Annotated in this window: 25 protein-coding genes; 12 read left to right on the forward strand and 13 right to left on the reverse strand. The window is 59.3% G+C overall.

The features are described 5' to 3' along the window. Positions 1 to 295: 295 nt before the first annotated feature. From B3729_RS04400 to B3729_RS04410, 3 genes are all read left to right on the forward strand, one after another. Positions 296 to 670: a hypothetical protein gene (locus tag B3729_RS04400; protein WP_286787222.1), complete on the forward strand. Its 375-nt coding sequence runs from the start codon at positions 296 to 298 to the stop codon at positions 668 to 670. Positions 671 to 721: 51 nt separating this feature from the next. Further along, positions 722 to 1882: an MFS transporter gene (locus B3729_RS04405; protein WP_286787225.1), complete on the forward strand. Its 1161-nt coding sequence runs from the start codon at positions 722 to 724 to the stop codon at positions 1880 to 1882. An 88-nt stretch (positions 1883 to 1970) separates the two neighbouring features. Beyond that, positions 1971 to 2408, forward strand: a complete 438-nt coding sequence (locus tag B3729_RS04410) for a VOC family protein (RefSeq protein WP_286787229.1) — start codon at positions 1971 to 1973, stop codon at positions 2406 to 2408. Between the two features lie 61 nt (positions 2409 to 2469). Here B3729_RS04410 and B3729_RS04415 read toward each other — a convergent pair whose 3' ends face one another. The 4 genes from B3729_RS04415 to B3729_RS04430 all read right to left on the reverse strand — a co-directional run bounded on the left by B3729_RS04415 (position 2470) and on the right by B3729_RS04430 (position 5914). Further along, positions 2470 to 3246 (reverse strand): MetQ/NlpA family ABC transporter substrate-binding protein, encoded by a 777-nt coding sequence (locus B3729_RS04415; RefSeq protein ID WP_125888148.1) that lies wholly within the window; start codon positions 3244 to 3246, stop codon positions 2470 to 2472. A gap of 117 nt (positions 3247 to 3363) precedes the next feature. Further along, positions 3364 to 4143 carry a MetQ/NlpA family ABC transporter substrate-binding protein gene (locus B3729_RS04420; RefSeq protein ID WP_122044678.1) on the reverse strand — a complete coding sequence of 260 codons (780 nt, stop codon included), beginning with the start codon at positions 4141 to 4143 and terminating at the stop codon, positions 3364 to 3366. A gap of 89 nt (positions 4144 to 4232) precedes the next feature. Then, positions 4233 to 4907, reverse strand: coding sequence for a methionine ABC transporter permease (locus B3729_RS04425; protein ID WP_010796575.1), 675 nt, complete (start codon positions 4905 to 4907; stop codon positions 4233 to 4235). Next, a complete protein-coding gene (locus tag B3729_RS04430; protein WP_286787230.1) occupies positions 4907 to 5914 on the reverse strand; it encodes a methionine ABC transporter ATP-binding protein in 1008 nt (335 codons plus the stop codon). Before B3729_RS04430 ends, B3729_RS04425 begins: the two co-directional genes overlap by 1 nt. Before the next feature lie 514 nt (positions 5915 to 6428). Here B3729_RS04430 and B3729_RS04435 point away from each other — a divergent pair. Beyond that, on the forward strand, positions 6429 to 8099 hold the full coding sequence (locus tag B3729_RS04435; RefSeq protein ID WP_010796573.1) for a Na/Pi cotransporter family protein: 1671 nt from the start codon (positions 6429 to 6431) through the stop codon (positions 8097 to 8099). A gap of 145 nt (positions 8100 to 8244) precedes the next feature. Continuing rightward, entirely contained in the window at positions 8245 to 9150 is a 906-nt protein-coding gene (locus tag B3729_RS04440; RefSeq protein ID WP_286787231.1) for a D-hexose-6-phosphate mutarotase, read from the forward strand. Here the strand turns inward: B3729_RS04440 and B3729_RS04445 are convergent. Then, complete coding sequence (locus tag B3729_RS04445; RefSeq protein WP_286787232.1) at positions 9147 to 10235, reverse strand: aminopeptidase; 1089 nt, start codon at positions 10233 to 10235, stop codon at positions 9147 to 9149. The genes B3729_RS04440 and B3729_RS04445 overlap by 4 nt on opposite strands. 130 nt (positions 10236 to 10365) lie before the next feature. Between B3729_RS04445 and B3729_RS04450 the strand changes: the two genes are divergently transcribed. Together B3729_RS04450 and B3729_RS04455 are read left to right on the forward strand one after the other, a co-directional pair. Further along, positions 10366 to 10785: a hypothetical protein gene (locus B3729_RS04450; RefSeq protein WP_010796570.1), complete on the forward strand. Its 420-nt coding sequence runs from the start codon at positions 10366 to 10368 to the stop codon at positions 10783 to 10785. A gap of 33 nt (positions 10786 to 10818) precedes the next feature. After that, the gene (locus B3729_RS04455; RefSeq protein ID WP_122041077.1) at positions 10819 to 11256 is read left to right on the forward strand and encodes a hypothetical protein; all 438 of its coding nucleotides are present in this window, start codon (positions 10819 to 10821) and stop codon (positions 11254 to 11256) included. Here B3729_RS04455 and B3729_RS04460 read toward each other — a convergent pair. Beyond that, positions 11253 to 11486: a DUF1161 domain-containing protein gene (locus B3729_RS04460; protein ID WP_010796568.1), complete on the reverse strand. Its 234-nt coding sequence runs from the start codon at positions 11484 to 11486 to the stop codon at positions 11253 to 11255. The two genes, B3729_RS04455 and B3729_RS04460, sit on opposite strands and share 4 nt — an antisense overlap. A 156-nt stretch (positions 11487 to 11642) precedes the next feature. Between B3729_RS04460 and B3729_RS04465 the strand changes: the two genes are divergently transcribed. Beyond that, positions 11643 to 12290, forward strand: a complete 648-nt coding sequence (locus tag B3729_RS04465; protein ID WP_286787233.1) for a hypothetical protein — start codon at positions 11643 to 11645, stop codon at positions 12288 to 12290. Positions 12291 to 12294: 4 nt separating this feature from the next. Here B3729_RS04465 and B3729_RS04470 read toward each other — a convergent pair whose 3' ends face one another. Beyond that, positions 12295 to 13524, reverse strand: coding sequence for a nucleoside recognition domain-containing protein (locus B3729_RS04470; RefSeq protein ID WP_286787234.1), 1230 nt, complete (start codon positions 13522 to 13524; stop codon positions 12295 to 12297). 224 nt (positions 13525 to 13748) lie between these two features. On the opposite strand from B3729_RS04470, the gene wrbA reads away from it, so the two are divergent. Beyond that, positions 13749 to 14345: an NAD(P)H:quinone oxidoreductase gene (wrbA, locus tag B3729_RS04475; RefSeq protein WP_286787235.1), complete on the forward strand. Its 597-nt coding sequence runs from the start codon at positions 13749 to 13751 to the stop codon at positions 14343 to 14345. Between the two features lie 248 nt (positions 14346 to 14593). Here wrbA and B3729_RS04480 read toward each other — a convergent pair whose 3' ends face one another. Beyond that, positions 14594 to 14755, reverse strand: a complete 162-nt coding sequence (locus tag B3729_RS04480; RefSeq protein ID WP_010796564.1) for a DUF1328 domain-containing protein — start codon at positions 14753 to 14755, stop codon at positions 14594 to 14596. A gap of 298 nt (positions 14756 to 15053) precedes the next feature. Further along, a complete protein-coding gene (locus B3729_RS04485; RefSeq protein ID WP_010796562.1) occupies positions 15054 to 15299 on the reverse strand; it encodes a hypothetical protein in 246 nt (81 codons plus the stop codon). 526 nt (positions 15300 to 15825) lie between these two features. Between B3729_RS04485 and algB the strand changes: the two genes are divergently transcribed. Together algB and B3729_RS04495 are read left to right on the forward strand one after the other, a co-directional pair. Then, the gene (gene algB / locus B3729_RS04490) at positions 15826 to 17169 is read left to right on the forward strand and encodes a sigma-54-dependent response regulator transcription factor AlgB (RefSeq protein ID WP_010796561.1); all 1344 of its coding nucleotides are present in this window, start codon (positions 15826 to 15828) and stop codon (positions 17167 to 17169) included. Then, positions 17166 to 18956 (forward strand): ATP-binding protein, encoded by a 1791-nt coding sequence (locus B3729_RS04495; RefSeq protein WP_286787236.1) that lies wholly within the window; start codon positions 17166 to 17168, stop codon positions 18954 to 18956. Before algB ends, B3729_RS04495 begins: the two co-directional genes overlap by 4 nt. 30 nt (positions 18957 to 18986) lie before the next feature. Here B3729_RS04495 and B3729_RS04500 read toward each other — a convergent pair whose 3' ends face one another. Next, complete coding sequence (locus B3729_RS04500) at positions 18987 to 20360, reverse strand: MFS transporter (protein ID WP_286787237.1); 1374 nt, start codon at positions 20358 to 20360, stop codon at positions 18987 to 18989. Continuing rightward, entirely contained in the window at positions 20357 to 21172 is an 816-nt protein-coding gene (locus B3729_RS04505) for a siderophore-interacting protein (RefSeq protein ID WP_286787238.1), read from the reverse strand. The genes B3729_RS04500 and B3729_RS04505 overlap by 4 nt, the downstream gene beginning before the upstream one ends. Before the next feature lie 37 nt (positions 21173 to 21209). Between B3729_RS04505 and B3729_RS04510 the strand changes: the two genes are divergently transcribed. Then, on the forward strand, positions 21210 to 21638 hold the full coding sequence (locus tag B3729_RS04510; protein ID WP_286787239.1) for a MarR family winged helix-turn-helix transcriptional regulator: 429 nt from the start codon (positions 21210 to 21212) through the stop codon (positions 21636 to 21638). On the opposite strand, the gene B3729_RS04515 is transcribed toward B3729_RS04510, so the two are convergent. Both B3729_RS04515 and B3729_RS04520 read right to left on the reverse strand, forming a co-directional pair. Next, positions 21635 to 22414: an N-acetylmuramoyl-L-alanine amidase gene (locus B3729_RS04515; protein ID WP_286787242.1), complete on the reverse strand. Its 780-nt coding sequence runs from the start codon at positions 22412 to 22414 to the stop codon at positions 21635 to 21637. The two genes, B3729_RS04510 and B3729_RS04515, sit on opposite strands and share 4 nt — an antisense overlap. Positions 22415 to 22457: 43 nt before the next feature. Next, complete coding sequence (locus B3729_RS04520) at positions 22458 to 24548, reverse strand: GGDEF domain-containing protein (protein WP_286787243.1); 2091 nt, start codon at positions 24546 to 24548, stop codon at positions 22458 to 22460. Between the last annotated feature and the right edge of the window lie 12 nt (positions 24549 to 24560).

Below are 24560 nucleotides of genomic sequence, written 5' to 3' on the forward strand. Positions count from 1 at the left end.
TGAGGCTCTGGGCATCACACATGTCACCGGTTCTTCTCAGCCTATCGGAAACGTATTTTCTCCTCTAGTTCATCTGTCCTGCGTGTCACGCATGACCACTAGCGCACAACAGGCGCGCGCCTGTATACAAACGCTACCGGCGGATATCGTCCAGCCATTACACTGCGCGTGCTCGTCAGCTGCCGCGAGCCGCTTAACCTGTGTTGCCCTGTAAACGGTGGGTGCCAAGCGTTAGCCACCGAGACAAGAAAGCCAACAAACAGGCCCTGCCTGTCTGCACTTACCGGTAACGAACATGACCCGTCGCTTCAGTCAAACCAAACGCCGCGCTGTTGCACACGCCATTCTGGCCATGGACAACAGCTGGATTGCTCATTTCGGCGATTTGGGGCTAAGCGATCTCAGCTACTCCGACCTGTTCATCAACATGTGGCAGCGGCAGGATCAATCCCTGCGCAAAACCGATCTCTATGCCTTCATGCCCAGCATCAGCCGGCGCACCGCCGTCAAATATGTCCAGCATCTGATCGACCGGGGCTATCTGACTGAAACCAATGGCGATGTTGACCGTCGGGTGCGCTGGGTCAGCCTGACGCCGGATATCGTCGACCGGCTGGAGCATTTCTGCGATGCCGCCTGCGAGCATTTCGGCAAGCTGAACAAGGCGTAACTCTCGCCGGTACGTGCTGTCCTATTACCCTCTGCACCACAAGGAGCGCTCATGCGCTGGGGGACCTATTTTGCCGTGCTGGGCGCCATCATCAGTGTGGGTCTGGCATTGGGCATCACCATGCCGCTGGTATCATTGAGGCTGGAAAACTGGGGCTACGGCCCGTTCGCCATTGGGTTCATGGCGGCCACGCCGGCCATCGGCATCTTCGTGGGGGCCGGTATAACCGGACGCCTGGCCGCTCGTATCGGTACGCCGCGGCTGATGCAGCTCTGCCTTCTGGCGGGTGCGCTGTCCGTACTGCTGCTGTCCCTCCTGCCCTATTACAGCGTCTGGGTACTGCTCCGGTTACTGCTGGGCATTATTCTGACCATGATCTTCGTGCTCGGTGAAAGCTGGATCAACCAGATCATCGTTGAACAGTGGCGCGGTAAACTGGTGGCGTTGTATGGCAGCGCCTATGCGCTAAGCCAGCTGACCGGCCCCCTGGTTCTGACCCTGATTGGCACTGAAGGCAACGGCGGCTTCTGGATCAGTACCGCCCTGCTCATCATGGGCTCCCTTGCGCTTGTAGGCCGCAGCGGTGCGCCCAAAGCCAGCGATCATGGCTCCATTGGCCGCGGCCTTTTGCGCTTTTGCCGGCAACTCCCCGCCATCGCCTGGGCTGTTGTGCTATTTGCCGCCTTCGAGGCCATGATGCTGACACTGCTGCCGGTGTACGCATTGAACCAGGGCTTTGACCAGCGTACCGCCCTGCTCATGGCCAGCACGGTCGTGACCGGAGACGCCCTGCTACAACTGCCGCTGGGCGCACTGGCTGACCGCGTTTCGCGCACCGGCCTGTTCAAGGCATGTGGTGTCACACTGCTGCTGACCAGCCTCGCCATGCCACTCCTGCTGCACACCACCTACATCTGGCCGTTACTGGTGATCTTTGGTGCCAGCGCCGGTGGTATTTTCACCCTCGCCCTGATCCTGATTGGCGAACGTTACCGGGACGCCGAGCTGGTCCAGGCCAATGCCCGTATCGCCCAGCTCTGGGGCTTCGGCTGCCTGCTCGGCCCCTTAACCACTGGAGCCGCCAGCCAATGGCTGACCGGCCACGCCATGCCTTTGCTGCTGGCTGCGGGGGCGCTGGTCATGATCATTATCGTGCAGATTCGCGGCGCTTTACCGGTGCCCGAAGCTGAGTCCTTCGAAGGTTCAAAATGAGACAGGCTTTACTCAATCTTTACCTACCCAGCCTCAGCCTAGCAGGCTCAACGAGATACCCTTAGGTGACTAGCCATGGATATTTTTGATGTTTTCAAGCGAGCCTCTTACCGTCTTACGCCGTTCCGATCACCTCAGACTTGTTGTTCCGTCACTGGCTGAGTCGCTGAATTTTTGGGCGGTTGCCCTTGGCTTTACGCTCATCCGCCAGAGCAAGTCCCCCTGTGATGAAGCGCTTGCGGGCACCCAGGCGACCGCTGTTGCCGAGCTGGAAGTTCATGACTACCGTGTGCTGCTGATCGAGCAGCCTATTCCTGTGCATCAGCTACCGGAGCCTGAAATCCCTGCGGTCGTTCCCCTCCTGTTTCAGGTCCATGACCTTGAGGCGCGACTGGTGCACATTCGCAAGGCAGGATATGAGGCGCCAGCGCCCCGGATTATTACCCAGGGTCCCCGTGAGGGCTGGCAAGTCGTGACGATCCACGGGCCCGATCAGGTTGTGGTTGAGCTGATGCAGCCCGGCTAATCCGGATCGTACCCATAAAAAAGCCCACCGGTTCAGGGCGGGCTTTTTGTTATCGAAGCGATCAGAACGCCGGAGCAACCGCACCGTTGTACTTGTCTTCGATGAATTTCTTGGTTTCCGGGCTGGTCAGGGCCTTGGCCAGCTTTTGCATGGCATCGCTGTCCTTGTTGTCCGGGCGGGCAACCAGCAGGTTGGCATAAGGCGACTCCTTGCCTTCCAGCAGCAGCGCATCCTTGGTCGGGTTCAGCTTGGCTTCCAGCGCATAGTTGGTGTTGATCAGCGCCAGGTCCACCTGGTTCAGCACACGCGGCAGCGTAGCGGCTTCCAGCTCCTTGAACTTGAGCTTCTTGGGATTGGTGGCGATGTCACGCGGGGTCGCCAGGATATTGGAGTTATCCTTGAGCGTGATCAGACCGGCTTTTTCCAGGAGCAGCAAGGCACGGCCGCCATTGGTGGCGTCGCTGGGAATGGCAACGGTTGCGCCTTCCTTGACCTCATCCAGGCTTTTGACCTTCTGGGAGTAGATACCGAACGGCTCCACATGCACTTGAGCGACCGGTACCAGATCGGTTCCGCGGCTCTTGTTGAATTCGTCCAGGTAAGGCTTGTGCTGATAGAAGTTGGCATCCAGACGCTTCTGGGCCACCTGCAGGTTGGGCTGAACGTAGTCAGTGAAAATCTTGACGTCCAGGTCCACGCCTTCCTTCGCCAGCTGGGGCTTTACGAATTCCAGAATCTCGGCATGCGGAACAGGCGTTGCCGCCACGCTCAGCTTTTCTGCCGCATGGGCAGTGACGGCGGCAGCCAGCAGGGCAGCAGCGGCAATCAGTTTCTTCATGGTCAAACTCCTCGGCAGATTCAAAAGCATGTCAACGACACGCGGATCAGTCCAGGAGATGGGGGTTCAAGGTCTACCCCTCAACCCCTCTCCTCATACCCGATCAGGTCATTACGATCAGAACGCGGGAACAACGCCACCCTGATATTTCTCCTGAATGAATTTCTTCACTTCAGGCGTGGTCAGGGCCTTGGCCAGCTTCTGGATGGCTGGATCGTTGGCTTTTTCCGCACGGGTGTACAGGTAGTTGGCGTAGGGCGACTCGGCGCTTTCGATGAACAGCGCATCCTTGGTCGGTACCAGCTTGGCCTGCAGCGCATAGTTGGCGTTGATCAGCGCCAGGTCCACCTGGTTCAGTACACGCGGCAGCGTAGCAGCTTCAAGCTCCTTGAACTTCAGGTGCTTGGGGTTATCCACGATGTCGCGCTGGGTGGCAGAGATGTTGTTCGGATCTTTCAGGGTGATTAAACCCTGCTTAGCGATCAGCAGCAGCGCGCGACCAGAGTTGGTTGGATCGTTGGGGATGGCAATGGTCGCGCCGTCTTTCAGTTCGGAAACCGACTTGATCTTCTGGGAATAGGCGCCAAACGGCTCGACGTGTACGGCTACGACCGGCACCTGATTACTGTCCTTGTTGCTCTTCTGGTAGGACTCGTAATAGGGCTTGCTCTGGAAATAGTTGGCATCGACCTGCTTCTGGTCGGTCTGGCGATCCGGCTGGATATAGTCGTTGAAGACCTTGATCTCCAGATCTACACCTTCCTTTGCCAGCTGGGGTTTGACCAGCTCAAGGATCTCCGCGTGGGGAATAGGGCTCGCTGCCACCTTCAGGGTCTCGGCATGAGCCGCTGTCACCAGACCAAAACCAAGCGCAACGGAAAGCAGGGTACGTTTCAGAGACATAGCGGATTCCTTTCGAAAATAAGAGGGAACAGCGTGTAATGCTAGTGTTTTCCGCCGGACCTTGAGACCCGGCGGACAGCCTGTTAGCGGCGGCTGAACTTTACAACCAGGCGGTCACCGACCATCTGCAGCACCTGTACCAGGATCAGCAGAAGTACGACGGTGACCACCATGACATTGGTCTGGAAGCGCTGGTATCCGAAGCGGATCGCCAGATCACCCAAACCACCGCCACCGATCACGCCCGCCATGGCCGTGTAGGACACCAGCGCAATCGCTGTAACGGTTGCAGCGGCGATCAGGCCAGGCAGGGCCTCGGGCAGCAGGGTACGGGTCACGATCTGCCAGAGGCTTGCGCCCATGGCCTGGGTTGCCTCGATGATGCCACGATCCACTTCGCGCAGCGCCGTCTCGACCAGACGTGCCAGGAAGGGCGCAGCCCCCACCACCAGCGGCGGAATAGCACCCTCGACGCCCAGCGAGGTGCCGATCAGCCATACGGTAATCGGGATCATCAGAATCAACAGGATAATGAAGGGAATCGAACGCAGGACGTTCACCAGGAACGACAGCAGGCCATACACGATGGGCTGTTCCAGCAACTGGCGCTTGCCGGTCAAAAAGAGCAGAACGCCCAGCGGCAAGCCGAGCAGTACGGTAAACAACATCGACCAGCCCAGCATTTGCAGGGTGTCGAGGGTAGCCTGCCAGATTTCAGGCCAGTCGATATCGGCAAAAAAGGCGAGAAAAGCGTCCATCAACGAATGACCTCCACGGTTACATCAGCGGCGTCGAAACGAGCCAGAGCGGCGTCCAGATCCCCTCCCACGAGGGCAATGGTCAGCTGGCCGTAGGGTTCTTCGCGAATACGGTCGATTCGACCGCTCAGAATGCTGTAATCCACGCCGGTTTCCCGGGCTACCTGACCCAGAAGAGGCGCATAGGTGGCTTCGCCACGGAAGGTCAGGCGCAAGATACGTCCCTCCACATGGCTGTAGGACGACATCAGATCGCCCTCGTCCACGTGTTCGGCCTCGAACACAAAGCGCCGAGTGGTGGCATGCTTGGGATGCAGGAAGACATCCGCCACTGTGCCCTGCTCGACAACTGTGCCGGCATCGAGTACCGCCACACGGTCACAGACGCGACGGATCACATCCATTTCATGGGTGATGAGCACAATGGTCAGACCCAGTTCACGGTTGATCTCCGCCAGCAGCTGCAGCACCTGTCCAGTGGTCTGCGGGTCGAGAGCACTGGTGGCCTCGTCGCACAGCAGGATCTTTGGCCGCGTCGCCAACGCACGGGCAATGCCGACCCGCTGTTTCTGGCCGCCCGAGAGCTGTGCCGGGTATTTGCGGGCATGGTCAGTCAGGCCAACACGGGCCAGCAATTCATCCACGCGCGCGTTGATCTCTGCGCGGGAATGTCCGCCTGCCAGCTCAAGCGGCATGGCGATGTTGGCCGCCACGGTCTTGGACGACAGCAGATTGAAATGCTGAAAGATCATGCCGACACGACGGCGGAAGGCACGTAGACCGGCGCTGTCCAGCGCGGTGACGTCTTCGCCATCCACAATGATCCGGCCGCCGCTGGGTGCTTCCAGCCGGTTAATCAGGCGCAGCATGGTGCTCTTGCCGGCCCCGGAGTGGCCGATGAGGCCGAAGACTTCGCCCGCCTCGACGCGCAGGTTGGTCGACTGGAGCGCCGGCACCTGGCGACCTGAAACGAGGTAGGTCTTTTGAACGTTCTGAAATTCGATCACTTAACGCGAAACCTTGTGGGTATTGCTGTAGGCGTGGTCAGCCCTGATAAGCGGCTGTGCCTCCTGATTTATCGATATGACGCTGGCAAAGCGCCCACATAAACGCACAGTTTACCGCGGCTGTTTATATCTTCTTAATATTTGTTTTCTAAATGCAGCAGTAAAAATTGGCATATGAACGCGGCGGCGGACTATAACGCACCCCTGCCGCGAACACCTTACCTTGTGTCGAGTCACAATCAGTCAGACGCCATGTTCAGCGAAAACGCTCCCGACATGGACCGCTCCGCCTGTCGAGCCAGAGCGTCTACGCCGCCTTCAGGCACTGTGGAGAAGCAAAGCGCTTCTACTGCAGGGTGAACATATCCTCCCTACAGGCGACTAACCCTGTATAGCCCCGACTACTGTCCTGCCGTCTCAGCAGCCGCTGCGGCCTGCATGGCATATGAATGTGAAACTTTTGTTACAGCCTGGCCAGGCAGCCGGGAAGCAGTTGCGCCGGGAGGGCGCCTGAATGCTGACACTACTGAACCTTCTTTCTGCGGTGGCCCTGCTGGTATGGGGAACGCACATCGTCCGGACCGGCATCATGCGGGTCTACGGGGCGAACCTGCGTCGCGTACTCAGCCGCAGCGTACGTCACACCCCGCTAGCCTTTGCCGCTGGCATTGGCGTTACCGCACTCGTGCAAAGCAGCAATGCCACGGCGCTGCTGGCAACGTCCTTCGTAGGCCAGGGGCTTATGACCCTCAGGCCTGCCCTTGCGATCATGTTGGGCGCTGACGTAGGAACGGCACTAATGGCCCGTGTGCTCACCTTTGATCTGTCGTGGCTTTCTCCGCTGCTGATCCTGGTGGGCGTCATTCTTTTCATTGGTCACAAGCAGTCCCGCCCCGGACAATTGGGCCGGGTGGCGATCGGGCTGGGACTGATCATTCTGGCGCTGGAGCTGATCGTAGCGGCCGCAACACCCATGACCCAGGCTGCGGGCGTCAAGGTGCTGTTCTCCTCACTGACCGGAGACGAAATGCTCGACGCCCTGACCGGGGCTCTGTTCGCCATGATTTCCTATTCCAGTCTTGCGGCTGTCCTGCTGACGGCAACGCTGGCCGGTTCAGGCGTCATTTCGCTGAAAGTGGCTCTCTGCCTGGTGGTGGGTGCCAATCTGGGCAGCGGTCTTCTGGCCATGCTGAGTGCGTCTCGCCAGACACCGGCCGGTCGACGGGTAGCCCTGGGCAGCCTGCTGTTCAAGCTGGCCGGCTGCGCGCTGGTACTGCCGTGGGTCGACACCGTGGCCGACTGGATGGACAACTGGGAACTGGCGGCCGCAGAGCTGGTGATCGGCTTCCATGTACTCTACAACCTCGTCCGCTGTGTGGTGTTCCTGCCCCTGACACGTCCGATGGCGCGCTTCTGCACACTCGTCCTGCCGGATCGGCCGCAGGCAGACATCACCATGAACCCACGTCATCTGGATACGTCCGTACTGGATACCCCCGCCCTGGCGCTTGCCAACGCCGCCCGTGAGGCGCTGCGCATGGGCGATGTGGTGGAGCATATGCTCACGGAGCTGATGGCCTTGATAAGCGGTGGCACCAAGGCCCAGGGACGGGAAGTCCGCCGCCTGGATGATGATGTTGATGCGCTCTACACCGCCATCAAGCTCTATCTGGCCCGTATTCCGCGAGAAGATCTGGGGGATCGGGACAGCCGTCGCTGGGCGCAGATCATCGAACTGGCCATCAACCTTGAGCAGGCCGGAGATATCATCGAGCGCATGGCCAGTGATTTGGAAAACAAGAAAATCTCGGCCAATCGCTCCTTTTCCGAGCAAGGCCTTGAAGAACTCGCCGCATTGCACGGCCACCTGATGGCCAACCTGAGGCTATGCCTATCAGTCTTTCTGTCTGGCGATGCCGACTCGGCCCGTCGCCTGCGGCGTGCCAAGCAGCGCTTTCGCGTCCTGGAGCGGCGGTACGCCCACGCCCATGTGGAGCGTCTGCACCATCAGGTCGTACAAAGCATCGAGACCAGCTCGCTGCACCTTGGCCTACTATCAGACATGAAGCGTCTCAATTCGCTGTTCTGCAGTATCGCCTATGGCGTCTTGGAGCAGGCGGAATCCGGATATGAGACCGAGCACGCAGCTTCAATGGAAACCCCACCCGACCTTCATGAGTCGTAGCCTTCGAAACGCACATCGTGGCGCGAGATAGCGCTACTCTACTCACCTTATCCGGCAGGTCTTGTCATGTCCTGCCGGAACCGATTGACGCGGCCAAACCGAACAGGCCCAGCGCTCACTGATAATAACGACCAAGGAATTATTGATGACCCAAGCCGCTCCCCTCGTTGAACAGATCCAGAAGGACGAATTGCCCTGCTGGCGTATCCGTATCGGCCGTGCCGAAGCCGTGATTGCCTGCCAGGGCGCCCATATCCTCAGCTTCGGCCTTGATGGCGAGCAGCCGATCATCTGGGATAATCCGGATGCCGAATTCATTCATGGCCAACCCATTCGTGGCGGCGTACCGGTCTGCTGGCCCTGGTTTGGCGATATCAAGCGCAACCCGCCGGCCGTTCAGCACATGCTGACCGAGGTAGAAGGCGCCCCGCAGCATGGCCTCGTTCGTCAGGCCGGGTGGGCAACCGGTGACATGGATGTGGATGTGGACCGCGTCCGCCTGGACTTCCACTACCAGACCTCTGCTGCTCACATGCCCGGCTGGCCCCACGCCGCCGATTTGACCCTGTCGGTTGAGGTAAGCGATCGTCTCACCATGGCGCTTACTACTCGCAACATTGGTGATCAGACGCTGACCCTGAGCCAGGCCCTGCACACCTACTTTGCCGTGAGCGACTCCCGTCAGGTCGGTATCGAGGGCTTTACCCACGCTGACTACTACGATTGCCTCGACGGCTGGGAACGCAAGCGCCAGAACGGCGAGCCGGTCATCGACCAGGAAGTGGACCGCGTCTATCAAGGTCTGCCCTCCCGCCTGGGGATTCGTGACCCTCAGTGGAATCGCCGTATTTTCATCGAGACCAAGAACACCTCGTCTGCTGTGCTATGGAACCCCTGGATCGAAAAATCCAAGCGTCTGACACCGTTCGCCGATGATGCCTGGCAGCGCATGCTGTGCATCGAGACCGCCCGTGTCATGGACGATGTGATGGTGCTGGCTCCCGGCGAGACCGGTCAGATCAGCGCCACGCTCTGGAGCGAACCGCTCTAATCGTTCTGTTCTGCCTGCCGCTCCGCCAGGGCTTTCAACCGAGCCTGGCGGTCGGCGGCTGGTAACGCTGCCAACGTCCGGACACGTGCATAAAAGGCTGGCCAGTTTCCGGGATGCTCGGCATACAAGGCAGCAAAGGCCGGCACCCACTGCTCATATAGCCCGAACGGTAAGAGCTTTGCGTTATTTAGCGGACCCGCCATCCAGGCATCAAAGCGGTGATCGCCTCGCCACTGTGTATCCCTCAGCTGTGCATAGTCACGCCGCATCGTCTCGAATACCTTGCCCTTTGCTTGTCGCATCGCCTCGGCTGCAAGCGGCTGAGCATAAAGCGACTCAAGCTGCTTACGTGTATCCAGTATCAGCCCTACGAATTGCCGGTACTGTTGTTCGCGGAGCGGATCAGGTGGCGGTAACCCTTGAGCCGCACGCCACTGGCGCAGCCCTTCCTGCTGGACGAAGTTGGCATAGGACTCATTAAAGGTCGTGTCGTCCTGCACATAGAGGTTCTGATGGGCCAGCTCGTGGAAGATCGTTGCAATCAACTGATCGTCATCCCAACGCAGCATGCTGCTGAGCAGCGGGTCATCGAACCATCCCAGCGTCGAATACGCTGGCACACCTGCCACATAGGTATCCCACCCCTTGGCCTTGAGCGGCTCTGCCGCCTTTTGCGCTGCCTCTTCATGGTAGTAACCGCGATACGCCACGCAACCGGCAATGGGAAAGCAATGCGTCAGGGGCGAGAGTGAGAACTCCGGTGCTGCAAAGACATTCCAGACAACGTAGGGCCGGTCCAGCTTTACGAACAGACGATAGCTGCGGTTATCCGGCAAGCCCAATTGCTGACTGGCGAACTCACGGGCGCGCAGGGCCAGCTCAAGGCGACGCCTCAGGGCCGGATCGGTAGAAGGATCATCAATGACCTGGGTGATGGGTGTGCGCTGCCATAACAGGGCCGCCTGCCCCTTTGCCATCTGCCCGTAATATCCGACAGACGAGCAGCCGCACAGCCAAAGGGCCGCGATAAATGGAACCCATCTCAAGCTTTTAAGGTCGACTTGGGCTAACCAGAGACGGGACATGGTAAATAACCTGGAGCGCCGGTATGAGGAGGCGACACTCTAGTATGAGTATCGGCCCCATGGAAACCGGCACTGAGGAAGGAAGCCGAGAATCCTGCCCCGTTGCATTACCTTTGTCTGGAGCTCACTCATGCGTCGTATTCTCCTGTTGTGCCCTGCCCTGGCACTGACTGCCTGTTCCCTGATGCCGCTGCCCAAGCCGGACCCTTCCCAGGCCTGGATCGACCTCAAGACCGAAAAACCGGATCTGCTCCAAGCCCAGCAAGCCGATCGCCAGACCCTCGAGGACGACCGTTACTTCCAGGTGCAACCCGGTAGCCATGATCTTCAGGTGCGCTACCAGTTCAAGGTCGATCCGGCCAATATCGGCCCCAGTGCCACGCCCCTGGTCCGCACTTGCCTGCTCAATGTCCATTACAAGGATTTCTCGGCGGGCGAACGCTATCGGCTACAGGCTGAGCAAGCCGGGTTCCGCGCCTGGGCCAAGCTGTACGATGCCAGTCAGCAGGAAGTCGCACGGGGTGGAGAAAGTCGCTGCGGCGATGTCTAATCGATACTCTCAGACTCGCTCGGGCTAAAGGCCATGAAAAAGCACCTGTTGTTCGCCGCCGTACTGCTGGCAGGCTGCGCCAGTCCTCTTCCGCCCAAGGACCCAAATATGGCCTGGGTGGATCTGCACATGCAGATGGCCTCGGTAGGCAACGTGCTGATGGCGGATCGTCTGGATGGCAAGCGGCTCGACGACGGACGCTACTTCCAGGTCTCGCCCGGCGCGCATGAGCTACAGGTTCGCTATCAGTTCGAGCTGGGCGGCATGGTTCCGGGCGGCGGCATGATGGGCTTTGGCTACGAGCCGGTGGAGATCAACTGCTACATGATCGTCCAGTACGGTGATTTCAAGGCAGGCGAACGCTACCGCATCGAGGCATCAGCCTACATGGACCAGCCCCGGCTGGAGCTGCACGATAGCCGGGGGCAGTCGGTTGGAACGGTTCGTCAGCGTCAGTGCATTCCGCTCTAGCCGTCGTTACGCTGGTAAATGATCTTCTTGGTGCCGTTTTCACAGCTGCCCACCACCATGTTGGGATCGGTGACGTCTGCGTTCGGTACGATTTCCAGCGTGTACGAGCTGACTCCGGCGGCCTGGATCTTTACCTCGATCTCAGATTTGAGCTGATCGCATGGTAACGGTGCCGCCCAGAGCGGGGCTGTAAACAGGCTGGCTGCAACGAACAATCCAAGCGTTTTCATAGGTTTCACTCCTTGAGCGGGCAATGCCCTTCTTGATTTTGACTAGGGCCGTCACATTGAGTTTCTAGTACCCCGTCACGGAAAGGCACCACGCGGGGAACCAGCCTACCGGGGGCTCTTCCAATAAGGTGCAAATTTTCCCTTAAAGGTAGCCCAATGCTGGATTGGTTACGCGAGTACCGTGACGTCCTGACGCTGTTCATCTCCGGCTGCACGTTGCTGGTATGGATCTTTTATGCGCAGCTGCTGCTGAGCGGCTTCAAGCGCCAGCGTCAACCGCGGCTCATTATCAACCGCGGCGCAGGCAAGGGAGTAGGCGCCCTGTGCCTGCTTTCCAACATGAGCGCCGAGCCGATCTTCATCAACCAGCTGATTGTGCACCTGCACACCTCGCACGGTACGCTCAAGGCGGATGTGACGGATGTTCGCGAGAGCAGCGAGGATGATTTCGATCAGGATGCCGAGCTGTATAAAGCCACCCGCCAGGGCCCCCTGAAAACGGGTGACTTTACGCACATTGGCACCTTTCAACGATTGATCTCCCGGATAGCCGCTGCACACGATCTGGAACTCAATGGCATGCACCCGCCAGAAGGCTGGGTCTTTGATGGTCTGGAAATCCACGTGATCGCATTTTATGGCTCCGACAGGCACCCCATCGGTGTACGCCGCCGCTTCCGCCTGGGTCAGTACAAAGGGCATTACTGTTCACTGATTGCCGAAAGCCGGCAGACAGAACAGTTCACAACCCGTCGCCAGCGCCGCATCGTTCGCAAGCACTGGATGGCGGAATTCGAAAATTGATGACTCAGCCGAAAAACCAATAGCAGACCAGGATGGACGCCAGCACCCCGGCGCCATCGGCCAACAGTGCACATCCGACGGCATGGCGAGCCCGCTGGATTCCTACCGAGCCGAAGTAGACAGCCAGTACATAAAAGGTCGTCTCGGTACTGCCTTGGACAGTGGCCGCAATCAGGGCTGGAAAACTGTCCACACCTTTGGCCTGCATCGTCTCGATCAGCATGGCGCGGGCGGCGCTGCCCGAAAACGGCTTGACCAGTGCTGTAGGCAGCGCATCGACGAAGCGGGTATCCCAACCCAGCCAGCCCACGGCATGGCGAACACCGTCAAGAATGATTTCCAGTGCGCCTGATGCCCGTAACACGCCCACCGCGCACAACATGGCAACCAGATAGGGCAACAGGTTCTTGGCAACCTCGAACCCTTCTTTTGCACCCTCGACAAAGGTTTCGTAAACCGGCACCCGCTTGAGCGCGCCAAAGATCAGGAACATCAGGATCAGGCCGAACAGCACCAGATTACCCAATAGCGACGACAATGCCGCCAGGGCCGTTGCCGACAAGGTGACCAGAATGCTCATGAAGCCGCCCAGAAGCAGTGCGCCGCCACCCAGCCACGCCAGGACGACCGGATCCCACAGCTTGAGCCGTTGCATGAACGAAACGGATAGCAGCCCGACCAGCGAGGAGATACTGGTCGCCAGCAGGATAGGCAGAAAGACCAGGGTTGGATCAGGCGCACCCTGTTGGGCGCGATACATGAAGATAGTGACGGGCAGTAACGTCAGGGAGGATGCATTCAGCACCAGAAATAGAATCTGTGCATTACTAGCCGTTTCCGGCTTGGGGTTCAGGTCCTGTAAAGCCCGCATGGCCTTGAGGCCAATGGGCGTAGCCGCATTATCGAGCCCCAGGCCGTTAGCTGCAAAGTTGAGCGTAATCAGCCCCAGCGCCGGGTGGCCGGCAGGTACTTCCGGCATCAAACGGCGGAACAGCGGCCCAAGGACATAAGCCAGTTTTTCGACCAGACCGGCCTTCTCGGCAATACGCAGGATACCCAGCCAGAGCGTCAGTGTGCCGAATAACAGGATCATCACCTCTACCGACAGCTTGGCCATGGCAAACAGGCTCTCGACCATGGCTGCAAACACGCCTGCATCGTCTCCGATCAACCATCGTCCCAGCGCACTGATCGCCGCCACGATGAAAAAGCCCAGCCATAACCCGTTCAGCATGATGCATCTCCCCGAAACCAGCCGGGGATGATACGAGGGTTAACTCCCGATGGCGAAGGTCGAGCAGCCCTGCGCCTGTAAAAAGTCGAACGCGTCGATAGGTATCAACCAGAATTGAGATGGTTCAGGAAGAGAAACCTGCCGACGATTCTTGACCGCTGTTGTCCTTTCTTAAGCCATCAAAAGGCCGTCACGCGGCCCTCTGTGTTAATCAAGGAGACGACATGAAGAAAGTTCTGGTTCTGTACTATTCCATGTATGGACATATCGAGCGCCTGGCTGAAGCCATGGCAGAAGGTGCGCGACGTGTACCGGGCATTGAAGTGACGATCAAGCGCGTCCCCGAAACCATGCCTGAAGACGTGGCCCGCAATGCTGGCGCCAAGCTTGATCAGGCAGCGCCAGTCGCCACGCCTCAAGAGCTGGCTGACTACGATGCAATCATCTTTGGAACACCAACCCGTTTCGGCAACATGGCCGGCCAGATGCGCACCTTCCTCGATCAGACGGGCGGTCTGTGGGTGAAGGGTGCGCTGGTAGGCAAGCTGGGCAGTGTGTTCGTTTCGACGGGAACCGGGGGCGGTAGTGAGACTACCATTACGTCCTTTTGGAACACGCTGGCGCACCATGGCATGCTGATTGTCGGTATGCCTTATACCGACCCCATGCTGGCGGATATTACTGAAGTGAGGGGAGGCTCGCCTTACGGCGCAGCCACGCTGGCAGGAGCCGATGGCTCTCGATTGCCCAGCGCCAAGGAACTACAACTGGCGAGCCATCAGGGCGAGCATGTCGCCAAGCTGGCGGTAAAAATGCAGTAACCCAAAAATTATGTCCCCCAGGCGTTTTAGTCCTCAAGACCCACGGTCGAGGCCCAAAACGTCTGGGGGATATATCGTCCAGCCTGGCTCGTAACGACGAAGGTACTCCCTGTACCCTGAGGATGCTCCTCTTACCGCAAAGCACCCAAGCCCCTTGGCCTAAACGCCCCGACAAGTCGGGGCGTTTGTTCGGTCAGGTCATTAAACCGGCCTACGGCTACGATTTGATGACAATCGCAGGCCCCGTGTCAGGGTCGGCGGCGACCGAAGAAGAAGGACACCACAAACAGGATCAGGAACAGAACGAACAGGATCTTGGCAATACCTGCTGCTGTACCGGCGATGCCGCCGAAGCCCAAAACACCTGCAATGATAGCGATGATTAGAAACGTGATAGCCCAGCTCAGCATGATGATTCTCCTCGTCTTACTTTTCTCTGGTTTCTAGTTTGGATTTCTAGTTGATTATCGAGACACACTTACTTTCTCAGGCCAGGCCGACTGTCTTATCCGAGACTCTCTGGCACCGCTTTCCGAGAAAGATAGGCTCCTCGGTATGGATACTTCTAAATCGCGTGTGTTCCGGCTATCCGTCTGTTTTAACGCACGGCCGATCAAAATCATGCTGGCTACAAGGCCCAATAGAACTATCGCGCTGGCGAAGGTCAAAGCGAAGGTTGTGTAGGTCCCGGACATCGCAAGCGTCTCCTTAGAAAACCCAGCGAGTCTGACGGGGGAAACGGTCAACAGTAGATTGAGCCGGAATAGCTTTTTGCTGCTCGACGCTTACATGGCTTGCCAGAGGCTTGGCCGCCGGTGCCTTCACTTCAATGTGAGGTACGGCTTGCGGAGCAGCAACAGGAGTAGAGGTATGGCCAGTGGTGAACAGCACTGCTGCTACACCTGCGAAGAATGCCGAACAGATCATATTGTTACGTGCAATCTGGCTGACCATGGGTTTACTCCTTCAACTGTTATTGGCCGTTTCAGGCTCTATGCAAGAGATATTGCAGACGGCATGCCAAGTTTTTGAATAAAAAAAATCCTTTAAAATCAATAAGTTAAAAATTAGATCCACTTTCTGCCGCTTGCATACTGCAAGATGCAGGGTTTCAAGCATTGCGTTTTGCATGATGCCTATAGAGAAAAACTGACCGTCCTGGCGAACTTCTCAAGCCAAACGGCCTCTACTTGTGTTGCCTTCCTTAAAGGAAAAGGCGAAACCTCAGCGTCAGTGCCTCGTTGTCTGTACCGAATTCCTGGCCGGATCGGTAGTAAGGCTGGTGTTTTTCGAGGCTTCCCTGCAATTTGCATGGCCCCTCCTCCATCTGCCCCTGTCAGCGCGTCATGACATCTCATCAAAAGACTTGCATCGTTTGTCGTGCATATTGCAACTTGCACGACTTACAACTGACTAAGGCACAGACCTCCCGCCCCCTTCTGTTTATATAGGTGCGGGATGTACCTACGGAGAACATTCCATGGATCAACCGAGCGGAAGGATTCTTCTCGTCGATGACGAGGCAGCGATCCTGCGTACTTTCCGTTTCTGCCTTGAAGATGCTGGTTATAGTGTCGCTACGGCCAACTCGGCCGCTCAGGCCGAGGCCCTGCTGCTGCGGCAGGTATACGACCTTTGTTTTCTCGACCTACGCCTGGGCGAGGACAACGGTCTAGATGTATTGCAACAGATGCGTATCCAGGCACCCTGGATGCGGGTAGTCATCGTTACCGCCCATTCGGCGGTGGATACAGCGGTCGATGCCATGCAGGCTGGTGCTGCCGATTACCTGGTTAAACCTTGCAGCCCTGATCAGCTGCGCATGGCTGCGGCCAAGCAGCTGGAGTTTCGCCAGCTGTCCGCTCGCCTTGAAGCGCTCGAAGGCGAAGTACGCAAGTCCAGCCTGGGTCTGGAATCCCGTAGTCCGGCCATGATGTCGATACTGGAAACGGCCCGACAGGTCGCTACGACCGACGCCAATATTCTTATTCTGGGCGAATCCGGTTCCGGCAAGGGTGAGCTGGCCCGCTCCATCCATGCCTGGAGCCGCCGCGCCAAGAAAACCTTTGTCACCATCAACTGCCCGTCCCTGTCCGCCGACCTGATGGAAAGCGAGTTGTTTGGCCACACTCGCGGCGCGTTTACCGGAGCCAGTGAAAGCACCCTGGGTCGCGTCAGCCAAGCCGATGGCGGTACTCTGTTTCTCGACGAAATCGGTGATTTCCCGCTTGCCCTGCAACCCAAGCTGCTGCGCTTCATCCAAGATAAGGAATATGAGCGGGTGGGCGATCCGGTCACGCGCCGTGCGGATGTACGCATTCTTGCCGCGACCAACCGCAACCTCGAGCAGATGGTGGCGGAAGGTGAGTTCCGCGAAGACCTGCTCTACCGCCTGAACGTCATCGTGCTGACCCTGCCGCCGCTTCGCGAGCGTAAGGAAGACATCATTGATCTGGCCGAGCGTTTCCTGGCCCGCTTCGTCAAGGACTATGGCCGTCCGGCCCATGGATTCAGTGAGGAAGCCAAGGAAGCGCTGCGCAAGTATGACTGGCCCGGCAACGTCCGCGAGCTGCGCAACGTAATCGAGCGCGCCAGCATTATCTGCAGCAAGGATCTGGTGGACGTTACCAACCTTGGCCTGACCGAACAGCCCAGCTCCGCCAGTAGCGCTCCGCGTGTGGGTGAGACCATGAGCCTGGAAGCGCTCGAGAAGGCGCATATTGCGGCGGTCATGGCGACAAGCGAGACGTTGGATCAGGCCGCCAAAATTCTCGGCATCGACTCCTCGACGCTCTACCGTAAACGCAAGCAGTACGGGCTATGAAGCTTCCGATAAAACTTAGGACACGCCTGTTCCTGAGCATTTCCGCGCTCATTACCGTTGCGCTGCTCGGACTCATTATCGGGTTGGTCAGTGTCCTGCAGTTCTCCAATAGCCAGGAGAGCTACAACAAGCACACGCTGCTGTTCATCAACGCCTCACTGGGCATGCGGCAGGAGCTGAGCAACGAGCTGTACTCGCTCATGGATGGGGCGCCGGACGCCAATCAGCTTCGCAATCATGATCAGGAGTTTCGTAACTACCTGGCCACGACCCAGAGCCTGGTCAGCCATCCGGACGATATCCAGCAGCTGAGTCAGCTCGAGAGCAAGTACAACCAGTACTACAAGATGCTGGGCAATCCACCGGATGGATACTCTGCGCTCAGGGAAAACAAGGTTTTTCTGGACCTGGTCAACAGCCTGCGCAATCAGGTGTATGACCTGCAGACCAGCTTTATCAGCGACATGGACAGTACCCAGCAACACGCCCATAACCGGGCCACGCTGATTGCCGTCCTGCTGGGGCTCGTCGGGCTGGCTATCCTGGGGATTGGATTTGCAACGGCCAACACCATTGCACGTCGCTTTGGCGGTCCTATCGACTCGCTGGCCAAGGCAGCCGACCAGATCAGCCAAGGGCATTTCGACATTACCCTGCCGACCTCCAAGGTAACCGAGCTGGCCTTGCTGAGTCGCCGCTTCGGTTCCATGGCGGAGTCCCTGCGCCAGCTGAGCCAGACCAACATCGAGGCCCTGGTGGCCGGGCAACGTCGTCTGCAAGCGGTGCTGGACAGTATCGATTACGGCCTGATCATCCTGGACTACCTCGGGCATATCGAACATGCCAACCCGGTGGCGAACCGTCAGCTGGGCTGGGATGACGAGCGTCAGGGTCAGCTCCTGGGCGCGGCCCTGCAACGCCCGGATATTGACGAAGCCGTCCAGCGTGCCCTGTCCGGCAAAACGCTGGAAGCCGTCCCGGAAGATCTGCAGATCGATATTGCGGGTGAGACACGCCTGCTCGCCTGGACAGTCACGCCGGTCAACCATGCCGACGGCCGCAGTGTTGGTGCCTTGATGGTCCTGCGTGATGTGACCGAGCAGCGTGCCTTCGACCGGGTCCGCAACGAGTTCGTCCTGCGAGCCTCCCATGAACTACGGACGCCGGTAACCGGCATGCACATGGCCTTTGCCCTGTTGCAGGAGCGCCTGAAGTTTCCCGAAGACTCGCGTGAGGCTTACCTGCTGCAGACAGTGGATGAGGAAACCCATCGCCTGGTCCGCCTGATCAACGACCTGCTGGATTTCTCACGCTATCAGAGTGGCCTGCAACGTCCCGAGAAGGTCCCGAGTGAAGTCAGCGAGCTGCTCGATCAGGCCCGCGCACGGCATGCCGATGCCGCTCGGGACAAGTCGGTCGAGCTGGTGGTGGAACTGCTGCATACCCCGCTTCCCCGCGTCACGCTGGACCCGGCACAAATGGGCCGGGTGCTGGACAACCTCATCAGCAATGCCCTTCGCCATACCCCTGCGGGCGGCCGCGTTTCGCTTCAGGCCATGCGTCAGAACGATCGCCTGCTCATGGCTGTACAGGACAACGGTGAAGGGATCGCCTATGCCCAACAAGGCCGGGTATTCGAGCCGTTTGTGCAGATTGGTTCCAAGAAAGGCGGTGCCGGTCTTGGCCTTGCGCTCTGCAAGGAGATCATTCAGCTCCACGGCGGGCGCATTGGCGTCGTCTCGCGACCGGGCCAGGGAACGCAATTCTTCATGACCCTGCCGACCTGAACGCAAAAGCCGCCCACCGGGCGGCTTTTTTCATGCCTTGTCTTCCTTGGGCACGTGCCAGTTGATCCAGGCCGCCAGCAGACCCAATGCCGAAGCCAGGGCCAATCCCAGACGAGGCGCTCCCTCCGGCCACAGATGCAGCAGGATGGCCAGCGCGGCGGCGCCCAGGGCCATGCCGGTTTGCCGTGCAGTCGCCTGCATGCCTCCTGTCGCTCCGGTCCGGGAAGACGGCGTGGACGTCAGCATGACCCGGTTGTTGGGCACCTGAAAAAAGCCGAAGCCCAGCCCGCCGATGATCATGAAAGCCACCAGTGGGCCTTGCCCTTGTGCCAGCGGCCAGACCGCGGTAATTCCCAATCCCAGGGCGATACCCAATCCACCCAGCATGCACAGTGTCTGGGGGCGGTAACGATCCGCCAGACGCCCGGCGACCTGAGCGGCCACGGCCACCGTCAGCGGCCAGGACAGCATCAGCAATGCTACGTGTACCGGTGTGAGCCCCAGCTGATGCTGCAGGTAAAACGGAATAGCCAGAAAGCACAGCATTTGTGCAGCGAACGAGCAGATAGACGCCATGATCGCATGGCGGAACGCTGAGTGTTCAAGCAGATCCACCGGCAGCAGCGGCGCCGTCTGACCCCGTTCACGGCGTAGCAACCCACACAGGCAGCCGACCGCCACGAGCAATAGCACAGCACCTTGCAGGGGCTCTACTGCCAGTCGCTCAAGCCCACCGATGGCACCGCAGAACAAGCCGACATTGAGCAGTGCGCTGAATGGATCGATACGGCGCTGCGCCCGTGGGTTATCCGGCAAGGCCTTGAGCAGCATCAGGACAGCCAGTCCTATGGGCAGGTTGATCGCAAACAGCCAGGGCCATCCACCCAGGGCCAGGATGCCGGCGCCCAGGCTGGGTGCCAGGGCTGATCCCAGGGCAACGCAAAGCGCATTGATACCGATGCCCCGTCCCAGCAGATGCCTGGGATAGGTCAGCTTTACGATGCCAGCGCTGACACACATGATGGCAGCAGCCCCAATGCCCTGAAGTGCTCGCGCCAGCACCAGCCAGAAGAGATCCGGCGCCAGGGCACACCCGAGCGACGCCAGGCTGAACAGACAGACCCCGGCGCCGAATACACGGCGCAGACTGATCCGCTCGGACAACGCTGCCAAGGGCAGCAGCAGGGCCACCAGCGCCAGCTGATAGGCACTGACGATCCAGACTGACTGCGCGGCGGAAACATCAAGTGCCTGGGCAATGGTAGGCAGCGCCAGATTGGCAATGCCCGAATCCAGAACTGTCATGCTGATGGCCGCTAGCAGCGCCGCAATGGCCTGATAGCGCCGGGGCGTTGGCAGGCCATCAGTGCCCGCCGGGGCTGAGGAAGAGGTAGTTGTGTTCAATCTTCAAGCTTCACGTGCTGATCGCTTTCGCCGCGCTTCCAGTAGCCGGCTGCCTTGACCCATTCGCGAGGCAGTCCGTGCTGTTCGATCATCACCTGCCGAGCGGCGCGGGCAGCACCGGCTTCACTGGCGATCCAGGCGTAGCCTTCACCTGCGGGCAGTTGCAATCGCGCCAGCGAGTCCGCCAGCGAATCACTCGTCGTCTCACGGTAGACCCAGATCAGCGTCACGGCCGCCTGACTCGGCAAGGGGATTTCGCCGCCTGGTCGGGCTACCTCTACCAGCGCAATAGCTGTCTTGTCGGCGGGCAGCTCCTCAAGACGGCGTGCCATGGCCGGCAGGGCCGTTTCGTCACCAGCCAGCAGATACCAGTCAAAGTCGCTGGGCGGAAGCATCGAGCCTCTGGGACCGCCAATGACGATCTCGTCACCCGGCTGGGCCTGGGCAGCCCACGCGGTGACTACACCTGTTTCGTGCAGGTAAAAGTCGATGTCGAGTTCACCGGTAGCAGAGTCATAGCGGCGCGGCGTGTAATGGCGGCCCACAAGTCTATCCAGCGGAACGCTGCGGATAGGCGCCCCATCGGCTGGGAGAAACAGTTTGATATGGTCATCGAAGGCCGGGCTGTTGAAATCCGCGAGATCCGGGCCGCCAAAGGTCAGGCGCAGCATATCGCCACCCAGGCTTTCACGGCGTACGACCTGGGCCCAGCGACGTTTGAGTTCATGGCGGACGCGCTGAAAAACGTGACGTGTACTGGAATCTGCCGTGCGGCTATGAAATGATGCAGCCATTAAAGAGGACCCATTCATTGAGGTTCCTCACTATATTCAAGATAAGTGATGCACCATGTCAACCATTTTTGAAATTGCCGAAGCCCTGCACGACATCAAGCGCAGCATGCGTCAGCATCTGGATAGCGCGCTGCAAGCCTCGGGGCTCTCGTTTGCCCGTTATAAGGTCATGAGCCTTCTGGATAAGCTAGGCCCCTGTCGCCCCGGTGTGCTTGCGGAACATTTGAAGCACGCGCCCCGCACCCTGACAGATGCCATTGATGCACTGGAACGTGACGGACTGGTTCGCCGTGAGCCCCACCCGGATGACCGCCGGGCGGTCCTGGTGTACCTGACTGATGCGGGCCGGCATGCGCTTACGCTCGCGCAGGCACCCCGTCGGCAGGCGTTGGAGGCTGTCTTTGCACCGCTTGAAGCCGATGAGCAGGCGCAGCTGCTGCGCCTGCTAGGCAAGGTTCGTGACGCGAACCCGAAGGGAGGTTAACGGCCCGTTGGCAGGCTGAGCAGCAAGGCTGCCGTCTGCAGATCCGGCTCACCGTCGAATCGACCTGGGCGGTACTTCATCTGGAAGGCCGCAATCACATCGCGGGTCGCCTTATCCAGCAGGCCGGTCTGCGGTACGGCATAACCAACACGGGCCAGCTGCTGCTGGAACCACGCAGGCGGAGGGAGAACGCCACCCAGGCTGGCCTGCCGCTGTGCGACCGTAGCCGGGGTTGGCCAGTTGATGATACCGGCAGCGGCCAGACGCGCCCAAGGGAACATCGGGCCCGGGTCCTGCTTGCGGGACGGTGCGATGTCGCTATGGCCAATCACGGCATTCGGCCCCAGGTGGTGACGCTGCTGGATATCCTTGAGTAGCGGGATAAGCGCCTTGATCTGCTCTTCCGTGAAGGTATACCACTGACGTCCTGTGGGCGTGTCACGGAAGCCCAGGTTTACCATCTCGATCCCGATGGACGTCGCGTTGAGCCAGGTCCGCCCTTCCCACTCGCTCTCCCCGGCGTGCCAGGCACGGCGATTTTCGTCGACCAACCGGTAGATCGTGCCGTCCCGGTCAATCATATAGTGGGCGCTTACACCGCCATGGGTCAGCATGGCCAGAGAGCGTTGCGAGTCCGACGCGGTGTAGTGCAGCACGATGTATTGCACACGGCTGTCCTGATCCTTGGCCGTGTGGTCCGTATTGATGCGAAGCCCACCGGCACAACCGGCGAGCAAGGTGCTGAAGAGCAATAACAAGGGCAGTAGCAGACGCATGACGCAAGAACCTCGGACAACTTTTGTAGGGTATGGCAGGCCATCAGGCCAGCTCGATTCGGTTCCGCCCTCCGCGCTTGGCGCGGTAAAGCGCCTGATCCGCACGTTCGAAAGCCTGCTTGCTGCCTTCGCCTGTCTGGAACGCCGTGAGGCCGGCCGAGCAGGTTATGGTGACGCGCTCGCCCTTGAAATGAAACGGGCAGGCTTCAATGGCTGCACGTAACGCCTGAATCAGGGGCTCGCCCTCCTCCATGGACGTGTTAGGCAACAGGACGACAAATTCCTCTCCACCGAAGCGCGCAATAAAGTCGGTCCGCCGTAGCTTCTTGCTCAACTGGGTACCGATGATCTTGAGCACCTTGTCTCCCGCCAGATGGCCGAAATCAGCGTTGACCCGCTTGAAGTGATCCACGTCGATCACCGCCAGCAGCAGACTGTTATGGTAACGCTGCCAGAGCGAGACCTCGGCATCCAGGCGCTCGGTCCAGGCCGCACGGTTAGGCAGTCCGGTCAGCGGATCGGTCAGGGCTTTCTTGCGCTGCTCTTCGACGTGGGAGCGATAGTCGTTGGCCTCCTGCTCCATGCTGACCACACGCTCCGAAAGCGTTTTCAGCCGCTCGGCCATTTCCAGCTCGCGCGCCTCACGCTGCTGCTGATACTGCTCCATATGAGTCAGCATGCCATCCAAGCGGCTTTCCAGCGCCTTTTTCACATTATCTGGCTCAGCGGCTTCCTGCACATGAGTCTGCAAGTCACTGACCTGCTCACGGAGCTCTTCGCTGAAGGAACGCTCCTGCTCACGAGCCTCGTCATGGCCTTCGTTGACCTGCTGCAAATGATTCTGGAAGCTGTCCAGGCGCTGATTGAGCTGCTTGAGATAGCCCTCGAACTCGCGATGGCCTTGGTCGTTGAGTGAAAGCACCAGGCCCGACAGGTCATCCAGCAACGGCACCAGCTCATACCAGTTCAACCGTCCGAACATGCGCTGGCGCAAGGCTTCAGCCTGCGGTTTGTGGCTATCCGGCAGCTGCAGCTCGTCCAATAGATGAATCAGCGTCGCCTCGATATGCGGAGCGATAGCGCTGTATCCAGGCTCTGGCGGTGGTGGCAGATCAAAATGGGACTCGTCTGACGTAACTTCAGCCATAGCCATTTTAGACTGCTCGGCCTCAGTACTTTCCATGACTTGAGACGGCTCTTCTACTGCGGCTTCTAGCTCGGCGGGCTTCTCGTCTTCGACAGTAGCGGTTTCAATAGCAGTTTCTGCTGGCTCAGCGACCTCAGGCTTATCGCCCTCAGCCTCAACGGGTATGCTGGCTGGTGTCTCGCTGGGTACATCCGGTGCGATGGCAGCAATCGGCGCAGCCTGAGCAGTAGGCTCGGCAAGCGGCTCCTGCTCGACCGCAGAGCTGGCTCCCTCGATCGGCACAGTGATAGGCGAGGGCTGAGGCGCCTCTGCTACGGGCAGTACGACTTGCTCAGGCTTAGCGGGCTCCGCAACCACCGGCAGGTCGGCAGCGCTCGAAGCCGGCTCGTCATCCAGGTCGTCTTCGTCATCCGCCTCGTCATGCCGGGCCGGTACGGGTTTGGCAATAACAGGCGCCTCCTCCTTTCCCTTACCCAGCAGCCGCTCCAGAAAACCAGGCTTATGGGGCTGGGCATTGGCCTGAGCCTCCAGGGCCTGACGCTGCAGTCGGCTCAACTCGATCACCAGTTTGGGGAAATCACCTGGCTGCTCGGCTGAATTGGCCGCCTTCTTGGCAAAGCGCTTCAGCGACTTGCGGATATCCCGAGGCAGCGGTAGCGCCATCAGCATATGAGACAGGTCCGCAAAGGCCTTGGCCGCATGCTCGGCGCGCTCGCTACGGCGACGCTCCGACTCGAGTACAGTTTTCTCCAGACGCGGAATCATGCGCGAGAGCTCGTCGTCCATGTTCTCGTGGCGCAGGATATTGCGCAGATCATGGAGACACTCATCCACAGCCTTGTCGTTGCCTTCGGCTGCGATACTGGTGCGGGTCAGGCCACGGCGTACTAGGTCAAGACGCGCTTCCCAGCGCGCCTCCACTTCTTCCTGGCGCTCGACGACCTCCAGGTACTTGTTTTTCCAGCGTTCGAGATCGTCCTGGCTCATGTCAGGCCCCGA

The organism is Pseudomonas sp. UBA3149, assembly GCF_002364655.1.
Lineage (GTDB): Bacteria > Pseudomonadota > Gammaproteobacteria > Pseudomonadales > Pseudomonadaceae > Chryseomonas > Chryseomonas luteola.

Coding starts and splice junctions, on each gene's coding strand:
- B3729_RS04455 (WP_122041077.1), top strand. CDS start 10,819: ATGAAAAAGCACCTGTTGTTCGCCGCCGTACTGCTGGCAGGCTGCGCC.
- B3729_RS04435 (WP_010796573.1), top strand. CDS start 6,429: ATGCTGACACTACTGAACCTTCTTTCTGCGGTGGCCCTGCTGGTATGG.
- B3729_RS04405 (WP_286787225.1), top strand. CDS start 722: ATGCGCTGGGGGACCTATTTTGCCGTGCTGGGCGCCATCATCAGTGTG.
- B3729_RS04425 (WP_010796575.1), bottom strand. CDS start 4,907: ATGGACGCTTTTCTCGCCTTTTTTGCCGATATCGACTGGCCTGAAATC.
- B3729_RS04410 (WP_286787229.1), top strand. CDS start 1,971: ATGTTTTCAAGCGAGCCTCTTACCGTCTTACGCCGTTCCGATCACCTC.
- B3729_RS04440 (WP_286787231.1), top strand. CDS start 8,245: ATGACCCAAGCCGCTCCCCTCGTTGAACAGATCCAGAAGGACGAATTG.
- B3729_RS04415 (WP_125888148.1), bottom strand. CDS start 3,246: ATGAAGAAACTGATTGCCGCTGCTGCCCTGCTGGCTGCCGCCGTCACT.
- B3729_RS04485 (WP_010796562.1), bottom strand. CDS start 15,299: ATGGTCAGCCAGATTGCACGTAACAATATGATCTGTTCGGCATTCTTC.
- B3729_RS04465 (WP_286787233.1), top strand. CDS start 11,643: ATGCTGGATTGGTTACGCGAGTACCGTGACGTCCTGACGCTGTTCATC.
- wrbA (WP_286787235.1), top strand. CDS start 13,749: ATGAAGAAAGTTCTGGTTCTGTACTATTCCATGTATGGACATATCGAG.
- B3729_RS04480 (WP_010796564.1), bottom strand. CDS start 14,755: ATGCTGAGCTGGGCTATCACGTTTCTAATCATCGCTATCATTGCAGGT.
- B3729_RS04520 (WP_286787243.1), bottom strand. CDS start 24,548: ATGAGCCAGGACGATCTCGAACGCTGGAAAAACAAGTACCTGGAGGTC.
- B3729_RS04495 (WP_286787236.1), top strand. CDS start 17,166: ATGAAGCTTCCGATAAAACTTAGGACACGCCTGTTCCTGAGCATTTCC.
- B3729_RS04470 (WP_286787234.1), bottom strand. CDS start 13,524: ATGCTGAACGGGTTATGGCTGGGCTTTTTCATCGTGGCGGCGATCAGT.
- algB (WP_010796561.1), top strand. CDS start 15,826: ATGGATCAACCGAGCGGAAGGATTCTTCTCGTCGATGACGAGGCAGCG.
- B3729_RS04510 (WP_286787239.1), top strand. CDS start 21,210: ATGTCAACCATTTTTGAAATTGCCGAAGCCCTGCACGACATCAAGCGC.
- B3729_RS04450 (WP_010796570.1), top strand. CDS start 10,366: ATGCGTCGTATTCTCCTGTTGTGCCCTGCCCTGGCACTGACTGCCTGT.
- B3729_RS04400 (WP_286787222.1), top strand. CDS start 296: ATGACCCGTCGCTTCAGTCAAACCAAACGCCGCGCTGTTGCACACGCC.
- B3729_RS04445 (WP_286787232.1), bottom strand. CDS start 10,235: ATGTCCCGTCTCTGGTTAGCCCAAGTCGACCTTAAAAGCTTGAGATGG.
- B3729_RS04460 (WP_010796568.1), bottom strand. CDS start 11,486: ATGAAAACGCTTGGATTGTTCGTTGCAGCCAGCCTGTTTACAGCCCCG.
- B3729_RS04515 (WP_286787242.1), bottom strand. CDS start 22,414: ATGCGTCTGCTACTGCCCTTGTTATTGCTCTTCAGCACCTTGCTCGCC.
- B3729_RS04505 (WP_286787238.1), bottom strand. CDS start 21,172: ATGAATGGGTCCTCTTTAATGGCTGCATCATTTCATAGCCGCACGGCA.